Raw genomic sequence first — 13345 nt, 5'->3', positions numbered from 1 at the left:
TAGAGCCATTTATAAGACCTAAGACGTAGAGAAAATTCAGTCTCCTCAAAACATTAAAAATATGGGATATTTAGGTAGCAGAAACAAGGCTACCGTGCTAGTCAAAAAGCACTAATAATTTTGAGTAAAAAGGCGGTGTTTATTTTCAGATTTTTATTAAGAAATTGTAAAACCTCCGCTATTTTATGGTAAATAATGGTTGTTTTTTCAGAAATATGTTACGATTCAATTTGGTTTTTATATCTAATTCAAAGAGGAGATGTACCTATGTCAATGTTCACGAAATGGGCTTTCCGTAATAAAGCCGCTGTATCGTTAATGACGATATTAATATTAATCATTGGGGTCGTTAGTTATTTTCGATTGCCGATGGAGTTCCTGCCTTCCGCTGATAATCCGCAAGTAACGATTATTACAATGGGTCAGGGAACCGATTCAAAAACGATGGAAAGTGATGTCACTTCTCCAGTTGAACGGGCTGTTACCGGAATTATAGGAAAAAATTCTATTTATTCCACAACAGGAGACGGCTTTTCAAAAGTAGATATATTTTTTGAAGCTGGTTCCGACATGAAACAGGCAAAAGCAGATGTTCAAGAGGCATTATCAAATGTAGCTCTCCCAGGTTACATATCAAAGCCAATCATTTCACAGCTTAATACCTCGATGATTCCCATCTCCAACATCGCTGTAACCTTTACCGATGGCCTGACAACCGAAAACCTTGATTTTGTAAAAGAAAAAATTGAACCGTTATACAAAGACATCGACGGAGTTGCCCAAGTTCAAACCTATGGTTTAGTTGATCCTGTTATTTCAGTGAAAATTGATAATCAAAAGTTAGCCGAAAACCAGGTATCCCTACAGACCGTACTCGGCATTATTCAAGGTCAAAACACCGCTCTTGCCGTCGGCGAAAAGAATATTGATGGAAAAACAAGCAATATTAAGGTGATTGGCGACTTATCAAGTCTAGAAAAACTAAAGAACTTGCCCGTCGCACCAAATGTAACACTTGAGGATATCTCATCGGTTGAGGAAACAACACAATCGAATTTTCTTAATCGGTTCGACGGAAACGAAGCTTTAAGCATCAGTATTACGAAGGACAGCAACTCAAATGCTGTAACCATTAGTAAAGAAATTGAAAAAGTCACAAAGGAAATTAACAAAAAATACGATACACAAAAATCTACGATTTATGTCGCATCAGCTGATATGGTTAAAACATCTGTTGAAACGATGATGAAAGAAGTCCTGCTTGGTGCTTTATTTGCTACAATTGTCATTATGATCTTTTTACGTAATGTCCGAACAACGTTCATTACCATTATTTCCATCCCGCTATCACTCTGTTTTACCTTGTTCTTACTATCACGTTCCGGGGTAACGTTAAACATTTTAACCCTCGGCGGTGTTGCCGTTGCTGTTGGACGGCTTGTGGATGACAGTATCGTTGTCATTGAGAATATTTACCGCAAAATGCAAACAGAGAAATTTTCCGTTCAAATGGTGATTGATGCAACGAAACAAGTGGGTGTTGCGATTACTGCCTCTACGTTAACAACAGTTGCAGTTTTCCTGCCAATGAGTTTATTAAACGGTGGCCTTCGGGAATTCCTTTTACCATTTGCTTTAACGGTTACCTATTCCCTATTAGCTTCTCTTTTGGTTGCATTAACCTTGGTACCGTTAATGAGTGCTGGTTTGTTGAAAAATACCAAACTACCGGAGCATAAACCGGCGGTACGCTTTCCAAAAGCAGTCAAATGGTCTTTAAATCATAAATGGATTGTATTTACGATTTCTATCCTTTTATTTGCCGGATCGATCGGGGCTTATTTTGTTGTACCTAAGGGTGCCGTTGACAATTCTTCAGCCGATTATGTTTCAGCCATCTTGAAATATCCAAATGAAACGCCTTTTGAAACGGTCAAAGAAAAGGCAATACAGCTTGAAAATTCGATCGCTGAAATAGATGAGGTTGAATATGTCTTTAATCAAGTGGGTTCCTCGGCTGAATCTGCACAATTTGGTCAAGTCGGTTCTCCAACCGAAGCGTACATCAGTATTCTTTTAAAAGATAAAAAAGATACCGATAAGGTTTTAAAAGAAATCGAAAAGAAAAAAGATGACTATCATGATGCGGTATTAGAAGTTGCCACTGCTTCGTTTATGATGGGTGGAGCTGGCACCTCTATTACTATCGATGTGATTGGTGAGGATATCAATCAACTGGAAAAAACAGCAAACACGTTAAAAGAAACCGTAGCTGATATTGACGGTGTTGAAAAAGTAACAACGAATCAAGATGAAAAGAAAACCGTCTATTCTCTAGTCGTAGATCCTGCAAAAGGCAATACCCAGCAGATTGCCCAACAGCTTGGTGTCATGTTAAATCAAACACCACTTGGAACCATCATGGTAAATGAAAAACAAACAATGGTTGTTCTAGAACCATTCCTTAACACAGAATCAAAAGACGATTTGAAAAATATTCCGATTATGACCGAAAGTGGAATGGTGCCGGTTTCAGAGGTAGCCTCATTACAAAAGGCTGAAAGCTCGACCAGCCAATTCCATAAGGATGGTGAAACGTACCTCCGGATCACTGCAACAGTAGATCCAGCTAAACTCTCTGACATTTCGACGAAGATGAACCTGGAAATATTTGGTGACAAAAAGAACAATAAAGGAATGGATATTCCTGAAGATGTGGAAGTTCTCGTTGGAGGAGCAAGTGCGCAGCAAATGGAGGATTTCACCGATTTATTCTTAACAATGCTGGTTTCAATTGGAATTGTGTTCTTGATCATGGTCATCACGTTTAAATCGATTAAAGCACCAATCGCGATTTTAACCTCCCTGCCACTTGCAGCTATCGGCGCGATTTTAGGCATCTTAGTTAGCCGGATCTCGGTTGATATCACTGCCCTGCTTGGAGCGCTTATGCTGATTGGAATTGTCGTAACAAATGCAATTGTTCTGATTGACCGCGTTAGACAAAATGAAGAAAAAATGACAATTCGCGAAGCACTTGTGGAGGCAACGGCTACCAGAATGCGTCCGATTATGATGACGGCAATCGCCACGATCTGTGCGATGATCCCACTCTTGTTTAAAGCATCGCAAACTGGCAGCTTGGTTTCGCAAAGCTTGGCAGTCGTCGTTATTGGCGGTCTGGCACTCGCAACACTCTTAACATTGATCGTCATTCCATGTGTATACGAATTATTGTATTTTAAAAAATCAAAGAAACAAAGAATGGCAGAAACTACAGAACAGCCAGTTCAAATGTAGTTTACAAAAAAAAGGCAGGTTGCTTAAACAGCAATCTGCCTTTTACATATTTTCATTTACCAGGTCCAGTTTGTAATGGAGAGTAACATTAAAGCTGCTGCGGCTAATGCCAGATTCTTTAGGAATTGACTCTTCTCGCCTGCCTTTGCATTTTGATCCTCAACCTTCCAGAAATTATGCATCATAAAAGCTGTAACCACCAGGAATACCACTAATAAATAGAGACCCCATTCAACCCAATATGCCGTTAGGATACTTAACCCTCCCGCAAGGAGTATTAATCCAGTAACGACTACAGAAAAACCAGGTGCTGGGATCCCCTTATAAGAGGCATACTGCTTTAAACCTTGAAATTGGATGAAATGATTAAGACCAGAATAAACAAAATAAAGACCAAAAACTGCCCGACCAACCAGCCATAGCCAATCCATACAGACATCATCCTTTCATGAGGTTTGTTACTTCCACTATACATATATACATTTTATTTCAAGAATATTCCGTCTCTTTTAAATGTTTTTTGGGTTTTGTAGAACCTGTATGGTTTTTTGTAGAAGCTGTACGGTTCTTTGTAGAAGGTGTACGCTTTTTTGTAGAACCTGTACGGTTTTTTGTAGAACCTGTACACTTTCGCTTAGAAACTGTACGCTTTTTCCAATTAATTGTTACAATTACAATATATAAACAGAAATACTCTTCAATTGATTAGGAAGTGTGAACACATATGCCAGAAATTTATTTAGATAATTGTGCAACGACGAAACCATACCCAGATGTAACGAAGAAAATAGTGAAAATGCTTACAGAAGTATACGGTAATCCTTCTTCGTTATACCGTCTAGGTAAGGAGAGTAAGTTGGAGCTTGATCAGGCACGACAAATGATTGCTGATTCACTTAAAGCAGAGTTTGATGAAATCTATTTTACTTCAGGAGGAACTGAGTCTGACAACCTTGCTATCAAGGGAGCTTGCTTAGCTAATTCTATGTATGGAAATCATATAGTGACCACCGTTGCTGAACACGCTGCTGTTACGAAAACAATCAGGGATTTATAAAAACAAGGATGGACTGTAAGCTATATTTCAGCACCTAATGGAGTATTGGACATGGAAGAGTTAAAAAATGCAATTACTGACAAAACAGCCCTGGTAAGCTCGATGCTAGTCAACAATGAAACAGGCTGTATTTTTCCGATCAATGAGATTAAACAAATTATTAGAGAAAAACAATCCCCCGCCCTGCTCCATTGTGATGCGGTCCAGGGGTATGGAAAGGTTCCATTTACCGCAGCGAGTCTTGGTGCTGATTTAATTAGTATTAGTGCCCATAAAATACATGGCCCCAAAGGTGTTGGTGCACTGTACGTGAAAAATGGAACAAAAATGCATTCTTGCATTCTTGGGGGCGGACAGGAAAACGGTTTGCGTTCGGGTACAGAAAATACTCCTTTTATCAGTGCTTTTGGTGAAGCAGTACGAATTAAATTTTCCACTATTCAAAAGGATATTTTGCATATGAAAGAGCTCAGGGATTATTGTATGGAATCGTTAGTAGATCAAATTCCGAAAGCAGTATTAAATTCAAATAAGTTAGGAGCACTACACATTATAAATTTCTCTCTACCAGGGCTACCAAATAGAAAGGTAGTAGAATTCCTTGATTCTAGGGATATCTTTATATCTAGTGCAGCAGCTTGTAAGTCTAAATCTCCTTTTTCCCGTGGACCTTCTGTGCTCGAATCACTAGGAGTTAGTCGTGCTCTTTCAGACAGCGCGCTTCGGATCAGTTTCTCCTACCTAAATACTAAAAGTGAAATTGATACCCTACTGCAAACACTAGTTGAGTGTTGTAGTCTTGAAAATGTTGAGCTTTTAAAAAATAATTAAAAAACTTTTTCCGTTTGCGTGGTACTTAATTGTGTAGCTAACATAAAATTACCATTTATGATAAAAAATAATATAACGAATAAAGCGCCTGACACCAACCACAATGTGGAAGGTAACAAGCGCTTTTTTTTAAAAATAAATTCCAACTTATTGGCGGATGCCATTCAAAGTTCAATTATTCTTTATTCTGCCATTACAAATTCAGAATTTTTCCAACCCTAGCGAATAACCGGTATAAAGTCCTCCACCCGACAAAGAATACACGCCGAAAGCTCATCTGCCAGTTTGATTGCTGCTAGAGGTCTCTCGTTTCTGGATCTAAAAGGGATGTTGTTTCTATAATATGTCCCCAGTAAAGAAGATCTCTTGATAGCTGACGGATTATTTGACGTATATAATCATCGCTTACCTCTTGTCCGCTACCATTCGTAGCTATGTCTTGTAACTCCTTATAAGTCCTAAAACTTTTCGACGTTACGATTCCATACAAAAAGTAGATTTAACGAAATCTGCTCGAAATCTTGAAAAATAATTTCCATTCCTTGGTCTGTCCGTTTTAACAGTACTTGTTTTTTAAGAAGAAAAGATTGGAGAATATGAATTTTTCAACTTTAAACCTGATTAAAGTTTTACTAATGATTTGCAACAATTCAAATTCAAAGAGTCTTTAAACCATTAGCACCGGCCCCGCGGGTTCCCACTCTTATAGAAACATACTTAAATTGATGGTCCCTAATACTGCCTGATCAGGATAGATAATACGTGAGGCAACCTTCCATTCACCATTCTCTTTTCGAATAACATCCTCACGCGCTCCAAATAACTCCTCCGAAGTAAGTGAAGAACCCCGGTTTCGTTTAAAAAGGAAGTTGCTTCGAACGAAATATTCTTCATTTCCGTCATTCATCTTCCCACTTTCAATAAAAACGTTGCTAATAAAATGACGTTGTCGAGGCCCTGAGATTTCTGCCCATGCAGAAGAAGTCGTGTCCAACCTCTTCACTCTTGTAACGAGAGATTGTTTTGTCTCTTCAAAAAATCTTGACTTGTAATCAATATTTGGAGTATCGTGTTTCCCTTCATTGGTAATTCTCGCCGGCATTTGATAGACAATATCCTCTGCTAGTAGGTCCAGCCATCCTCGATAATTTCGGCTGTCCAATAAATGGGCTTCCTTGTATAGAAACTGAGTAATTTCATTTTGAATCTCAATAGTGGTGGTTAAGCCTTTTACAGCTTCCTGTTGTTTCATTATAGCACCTCCTCTTTGACAGCGGTTTCGTTAAGCAGAAGATCGATCCATCTCTTGTGCATACTTCGCGATAACGTATCTAGGAAACAGAGCGGGTATGCCACACCAGGACCAGGAAAGTCTTCATTTGGCTGCACACGATCCATTCCCATCAAGTAATTAAGGAAACTGTTATAACTTAGGTCTTTATCCTGGGCCATGATTCCATTACTTGCTTGAGTTACCCGACTCCAAATTTCAGCGTCATCTTGTTCCAGCAGTCCAGAAGGACCAAAAGTACCTAAAAAGGTCACATATGATTTTTCTTTGTATTCTGGCGGTGCTTCTCTATCAATCATGTGCCAGCTCCAAACCTCTACTTTATCTGGTGCTATTGGTCTCCAAACCCTGAAGTTCAAAAAGTTGTATAAACCGTTATCGGAATCGAGAAGAGGAAGGCTAAATTGCAAAAATCCTAGATTAGGATATACTCCGCCAACAAAAAAGGTATCTTTTACCATATCATTTTGAGCTTTGTTTAAATTCTTTTGAAACATCGGCCACATCGAATCCGGCATTCCTTGGTATGGAATCGGGGATACCCCCGTATCATCGAACTGGACAAGATTAATACCATGACCATTGTCTAAAACGACTTGATGACCATGACCTGGGAAGAAAGGATCATTTGGAGCTAATCCGATTTCTTTCGATGATTTATGGGTAAATTGAACATGGTATGGGTCTGACTCGAAATTCTCGGCTGTAACTTTCCAGTTCGCTTCAACCACATACCTTTGTGGAGATCCCTGTACCTCCATTCCTCCATCACTTCTGCCCAACATCATGTCTAAATACCATTTCATATTTCCAAGATAATCACTGAGAGATTCTGCGTTCGGATCTAAGTTCCCAAAAATCATTCCTTGGTAACTATCAACATTAGGTACTGGACGCAGATTCCAATCCTCCTTGTTCATCTCTTCCCCGTAAACCTTATTTCCAACAGCGATTCCAACAAGATCACCTTCATTATTATACGTCCAACCATGAAATGGACAGGTAAAGGATTTTTGGTTTCCTGAGTCAGCTGTACATAACAGTGTACCTCGGTGAGCACAGGAGTTGAGGAACGCTTTAATTTCACCAGATTTTGTTTTGGTAAGGAGAATAGGGTCGTTGGCAATCCATCGAGTAACGTAGGAACCGGGTTCCTTAAATTCTGATTCATGAGCCAAAAACTGCCACGTTCGACCAAAAATCTGATTTATTTCTAAGTCATACATATCGCGATCAGCTAACACCCACTGCGGCAAGACTCCATCCTTTAGTTTCTCCTTCAAATTCAAGAGAGTTTCCTTTGTGATTCCACTGTATTTTTCCATCCTTCAACCTCCTACTATTTCAATAATTAAGTGATATCTAATCACTTATATCAGCCTGTAAACTCTTTCCCAAATACCTGTCTTGCAATAATGACTTTTTGGATTTCGTTCGTGCCTTCGTAAATCTCAGCAATCTTACTATCTCTATAGATTTCCGCGACTTTGTAGGTAGAGCCATCTGCACCCAGTTCATTCATAAATCCATATCCACCGAATGCCTGAACAGCCTCTCGAGCGATGTCACCAGCAATTTGTGTCGCATAATACTTCGCCATCGCTGATTCTGGTTCAGGAAATTCTAGACCTCCATCTCGTCTGCGAGCTGCTTTATAGGTTAAATTCCGTGCATTTTCAATAGCCGTCATCCAATCTACGATTTTAAACTGCCAATACTGGAATTGACCGAGTTTCTTTCCAAATGCTTCACGCTTTTTGAAGTATTCTACGACTTCATCTAGAGCAGACTGCGCCATTCCAACGCCAGTAGCCGCGATTCCAATTCTGCCAAATGTTAATGTAGCAAGGGCAATTCGCAGTCCACGGCCTTCATCACCTAAGCGGTTTTCATCACCAACTATTACATTGTTAAAGTAAATATCAGCTGTTAGCTGTCCTTTATTCCCTATTTTTTTATCGGGTTCTCCAACTCTAACTCCAGTTGCATCCAAATTTACAACAAATTCAGTTATACTATCGCCTGTTCGACACAATAACACAACGGAGCTGGCTACAGGTGAATTCGAAATAAATCTCTTTCTACCATTGATAATCCATTTGTCTTCGGACTTTTCAGCCGTAGTAGTCACGGTACGAACACTTAAATCTGTGCTAGCATCAGGCTCAGTCGTAGCAAAACTTCCAATTTTTTCTCCTTTAATCAATGGTCTCAAATATGTATCTTTGATGTATTCAGAACCATAAGTAAGTGCATTTCCACATAGCATACACTGAACATCGAAGATAGCAGCTAAACTATTGCTTGCATAAGCTAGTTCTTCCATCGCGACGATTGTCCCACTCACAGGATACTTAAGTCCTCGCCCGCCTACTTCTTTCGCAAATGGGATACCCAAGATTCCACTTTTCCCCATCTTTTCAATCAGCTCAAATGGGAAATTATTTTTGTCTTCTGTTCGAGCCCCAATTTCATGTGCAAGTTGCATGACTTCTTTATTAACAAACTCCCTAACTTCCATCCTTATTTGCTGCGTTTCTTCAGACATAATCATATCATGGTAAATTTTTGGCATTAGCCTTTCGGGCATATCATTTTTAGTTATTAATTTTTCAACCAATGTCCGTTCCTCCTATAATATTTTTTATAAAACAAGAACAAATATATTAATGGAATATACAGAATATTGATAACGTTTTCATTGTATTCGGTATCAAATTCTACATTTGTTAAAAACCTGATGTATACACCTATCTTAAGGGGTTAGTGAGTACCTCACAATAAGAGTGTCCCTTTACGTGGGACATTTTCTAAAAATTTAAATCATCTTCCCAAAAAAAGTCCAGCACGAATTTTCCAATCATGCTTCCAGCCAAATCATTACACTTTAAAAAAACAAGTTTAGGCTGCGTAATTTTTTCCTTTCATCATGTCCGTTTTATAAACAGATGTCCTAAAAAGATCTTGTTACGATTAATAATGACCAGTGAAGAAGGAGACTTCTAAATGGAAATGGATTCATTCATTGCGGATTGATTTGTGACAATATGGCAAATGTTAATCCATGACTGTATTACAGGCGAAAGGGGTTTTTCAAGATGTATGAGCGAAAAAGGACGGAGAGTTTTCTCCAGCAACCAAGGTTCAGATACAATGAAGGGAATTGCTGTCAAGTTTAAGAGAATAACTCGTGCAGAACCAGGTATGATACTAACACCTAATCCGGCTGTAACCATCGTTTGCATTACACCCACATTATCAATTTCCATACACACCTTCATTTCTACGTTATTTGAAGCGAAAATTGAGTTAAGGTCCTGTCTTAAGGAAGCCCTGTCAGTCATAGTTATTAGCGGAACTTCTTGCAGATCTTTTGGAGAGATAATAGAGAGATTCGATAACGGATGGTTATTTGGGCAAATAACCCATAACCGATCTACAAACAAAGTTTGGTTAATTACGAACGGTTCGTTTCTGGGTGATGAAACAAAACCAATATCAATTTTCCCTTCTAACACAAAGTCATAAATATCTTGGCTTAATCCGGTTTGAATTACCAAATCGACATTAGGCATAGTGTTCCGGAAATGCGAAATAGCCTGCTGCAAAAAAAACGAAGATATAGTGGTAAGGCTCGCGCCTATCCTTATGATCGGCTTACTTTTATTTTCGTCCCCAATAATTCTCAGAATATCAACATTTTGGAGTATTACCCTAGCTCGGCTTACAACTTGATGCCCGAATGGGGTTAATTTGAGATATCTTCCTTCCCGAACGAAAATCGGTTGCTTAAGGTCTTGTTCCAGTTTGTTTATTCTGCGGGAAAGGGCAGGCTGCGCAATTAACAATGCTTCTGCGGCTCTAGACAATGTTCCCAGTTCCACAATTTTGACCAAACCCCTTAATGTTTCAATATTCATAGCAAGGCACCCCCCCATTATCAATTACAGTGGATTTTATCAAACCTTGCTTATTTTATCAATAATTTATTAATTATTCAGTCAATTTCTCTTGTTGAAAAAATTTTCACTGTCTGATTAAAAAGAGGAGCAATGAAAAATGCTCCTCATCAATTGGATAATACTTAATTTAAAGATTTTACAGACTCTACGGTTTAATCTAAAGAGATTTGTTTATAGTAGCTTCTTCAATATGTTCGATAGGAGCTTTCTCTTGATAAGTCTTTAGTAGTTTTGTAGCAACAAAACTGATAATTGTCATCAATAAAATATAAAACCCGATTGCATAAATACTGCCAAATTTATAAATCAAGAAAGTACATATCATCGGTGCGATTCCACCGCCAATAAACGTCGAGAGCTGCGAAGATATGCTATAACCGCTATACCTTAATCTTGGAGGGAAACTTAGAGCCATTAACGCCGATTGGCTGGCTTGTTGAATATTATGCGGAAACATTGATAAGATTGTCGCGAGAAAAATAACAATCGGAATTCCGGTAGAAATTAAGGAAACGTATGGAATTGCCCACAAAAACATCAATGTAACACCAATCATGTACAGCTTCTTAATTCCGACTTTATCGGATAAGTATGCAAAAAGAGGAATGTTGATCATCATCAAAACACTGGCTACTGTAGTCGCCAATACTAGAAACTGCTTATCAATATTGAACGTTCCGACGCTATAGCTGATCATAAATGTGATAAAAATGTAAAATGGTACATTTTCAGATAATTTCACTAGTGCGCTTAAAGCCATTTCCTTCGGATGCTTTATAAAAACCTCAACAATTGGCTTTTGAGATACTTGTTTAGTTTCTTTTATTTGGCTAAATTCCGGCGATTCATCGGTTTTTGACCGAATGAACAGTCCGATCACAACCAGTACCAAACTGAGTAAAAATGGTATTCTCCACCCCCATGTAAAAAAAGCATCCCCTGAAAATTTCATAACTAGCGATAGCGTAAGTGAAGATAATAAAAGGCCCATTGAAAATCCGATAACAGGTAAGCCTGCCATAAAACCCTGATTCTTTTTGTGTCCCCATTCCATGGAAAATATCCCAGCTCCGGATTCACCGCCTACTGCAATACCTTGCAAAAAGCGCAACAGAATTAAGCCAATTGGTGCCCAAACTCCAATACTTTCATAACCGGGCATTAATCCAATCGAAAAACTACAAAAACCCATTAATATCAACGTATAAACAAGAGGTGCTTTTCTACCGAAACGATCTCCGAAATGGCTAAAGATGAGCGCGCCGATAGGTCGTGCCAGAAAACCAAACGCAAACGTTGCATAAGATTGAATTTGGCTCACAAATGGATCGTCAGATGGAAAAAAAAGATTAGGAAAAACAATAGCTGCTGCAGTGCTGTACAACAGAAAATCATACCATTCCACTAATGTTCCGATGATCGCGGCAGCTGCCGCTTTTCTGGCCTTCTTTTTATCAGGAATTTGTTCCGGTATATTGTTTTTAGTTACGTCCATATTTGGCTCCCCTACACTGTTTTATTTTTTGCTCCTAACCTATTAATCTAATTCGAAAAAATGCTAGTTCCTATCTATTTTTTCCATATTGACGTATCCTTACGGAAAAGATTCTCCTTCAATCTTTCTTGAAGTTCATTGATGTTAATTTCATGAATGCTTCCAGTACCTGCAAGATCCAATGCATGGGCTGCAGCAGCCCCCATAGCAATACACGGGCCCATTACCCTTACACTTGAAAGAGCGGCAAGATCGCCATCGATACAACGTCCTGCTGCAACCAAATTATCTACATCAGGGGGAGTAAGGCTGGAAAAAGGTACATAATGTACATGATCATTTGAAAACGGTTCCCAAACAAAGCCATTCTTTCGATTGTGCAGTTCAATAGGCCAAGAGGTTCTGGCAATGGCATCGGAAAACTGCGTACCTGTCAAAACTTCCTCTTCCGTTAATTGATGTCGGCCGACGATCCACCGCGTTTGACGAATTCCGGGAAGACCATATGAACGAATTCGCGCATTTTCAAAGGCAGAAGGATACTCTTTCTTTAAGTACTGAAATACTTTATCGGCCTGAATTTTACCTTCCAGAGCTTTTTGAGCTGCAGCCAACGGTTCGAGAGGAGTTTCCACATGAGTCATATTGACCAGCGCTGTATTCCGTCCGGGAAATGCAAAGGCAAAACCATCCTTCCTTACAAGACCGTATTCTTCAGCGCGCTGCTTAAGCCGTTCGCCCACTTCCTCCATACTTGCCGGAGCATAATCCGCATTGACTCCTTCAAGCACGAACATGTGGGTACCATAAACCTTTCCTTCCGCAGGCTCTCGGCAAGGAAGTCCGGCTTCCCAAGCAAGGGCCGCATCTCCTGAGGCATCTACAAAAGAGCTAGCGTTAACCCTTAATTTTCCATAGCGTGTAACTATTTCAATTGACCTAATACGTCTGTCTTCTACTGTTACCCCACTCAAAGATGCCCCTAGTACCAATTTGATGCCGTTTTCATATACGGCATTTTCAATCCAACGGGATAACGCTACCTCATCATACATAACTACGTTATGCTTTTCAGGGCGGAAATAAAGAGCACCCGCTCTCCCTAAATCTCGGAGAATATCATCGGCAATACCGTGGGTAAACTGATAAGGATCGGACCCTTCAGAAAAAAGTCCGCAAAAAATCCCAATAATTGAATTAACCGCCTGTCCTCCTAGCGCGGGGAGGCTATCGATTAAAGTAACATCGCGCCCTAAGCGTGCCGCCTCCAAAGCAGCAGAAACACCCGAAATACCGGCACCGACAACACATATATCCGTATTCACCTCCTGCATTGAAGTTATATTTTCCTTCTGGACAGTACGAGTAATATTTTTAATTTTCACATTATTATTCATTTAACTCTCCTG

At 39.3% G+C, this 13345-nt stretch carries 8 protein-coding genes and 1 pseudogene; 2 read left to right on the top strand and 7 right to left on the bottom strand.

Annotated features, from left to right (window positions below):
• Positions 1-267 precede the first annotated feature (267 nt).
• Positions 268-3300: an efflux RND transporter permease subunit gene (locus V7124_RS20605; protein WP_335492957.1), complete on the top strand. Its 3033-nt coding sequence runs from the start codon at positions 268-270 to the stop codon at positions 3298-3300.
• A gap of 56 nt (positions 3301-3356) precedes the next feature.
• Here V7124_RS20605 and V7124_RS20600 read toward each other — a convergent pair whose 3' ends face one another.
• Positions 3357-3731, bottom strand: a complete 375-nt coding sequence (locus tag V7124_RS20600; RefSeq protein WP_335492954.1) for a DoxX family protein — start codon at positions 3729-3731, stop codon at positions 3357-3359.
• Between the two features lie 293 nt (positions 3732-4024).
• Between V7124_RS20600 and V7124_RS20595 the strand changes: the two are divergent.
• Positions 4025-5188 (top strand): annotated as a pseudogene (locus V7124_RS20595) (cysteine desulfurase family protein).
• A gap of 703 nt (positions 5189-5891) precedes the next feature.
• On the opposite strand, the gene V7124_RS20590 reads toward V7124_RS20595, so the two are convergent.
• The 6 genes from V7124_RS20590 to V7124_RS20565 form a co-directional block, all read right to left on the bottom strand.
• Complete coding sequence (locus V7124_RS20590; RefSeq protein WP_335492951.1) at positions 5892-6440, bottom strand: aromatic-ring-hydroxylating dioxygenase subunit beta; 549 nt, start codon at positions 6438-6440, stop codon at positions 5892-5894.
• Complete coding sequence (locus V7124_RS20585; protein WP_335492949.1) at positions 6440-7804, bottom strand: aromatic ring-hydroxylating oxygenase subunit alpha; 1365 nt, start codon at positions 7802-7804, stop codon at positions 6440-6442. Before V7124_RS20585 ends, V7124_RS20590 begins: the two co-directional genes overlap by 1 nt.
• 50 nt (positions 7805-7854) lie before the next feature.
• Positions 7855-9099 (bottom strand): acyl-CoA dehydrogenase family protein, encoded by a 1245-nt coding sequence (locus V7124_RS20580; RefSeq protein WP_335492946.1) that lies wholly within the window; start codon positions 9097-9099, stop codon positions 7855-7857.
• A 382-nt stretch (positions 9100-9481) separates the two neighbouring features.
• Positions 9482-10399: a LysR family transcriptional regulator gene (locus V7124_RS20575; protein ID WP_335492944.1), complete on the bottom strand. Its 918-nt coding sequence runs from the start codon at positions 10397-10399 to the stop codon at positions 9482-9484.
• A gap of 199 nt (positions 10400-10598) precedes the next feature.
• Positions 10599-11936: an MFS transporter gene (locus tag V7124_RS20570; protein ID WP_335492942.1), complete on the bottom strand. Its 1338-nt coding sequence runs from the start codon at positions 11934-11936 to the stop codon at positions 10599-10601.
• Positions 11937-12010: 74 nt separating this feature from the next.
• Positions 12011-13333 carry an FAD-dependent oxidoreductase gene (locus V7124_RS20565; protein WP_335492940.1) on the bottom strand — a complete coding sequence of 441 codons (1323 nt, stop codon included), beginning with the start codon at positions 13331-13333 and terminating at the stop codon, positions 12011-12013.
• Positions 13334-13345: the final 12 nt, after the last annotated feature.

Origin of the sequence: Neobacillus niacini, from assembly GCF_036961885.1 — a bacterium.
GTDB lineage: Bacteria > Bacillota > Bacilli > Bacillales > Cytobacillaceae > Neobacillus > Neobacillus niacini_H.
This window is presented reverse-complemented; position numbering and strand designations above follow the sequence as displayed.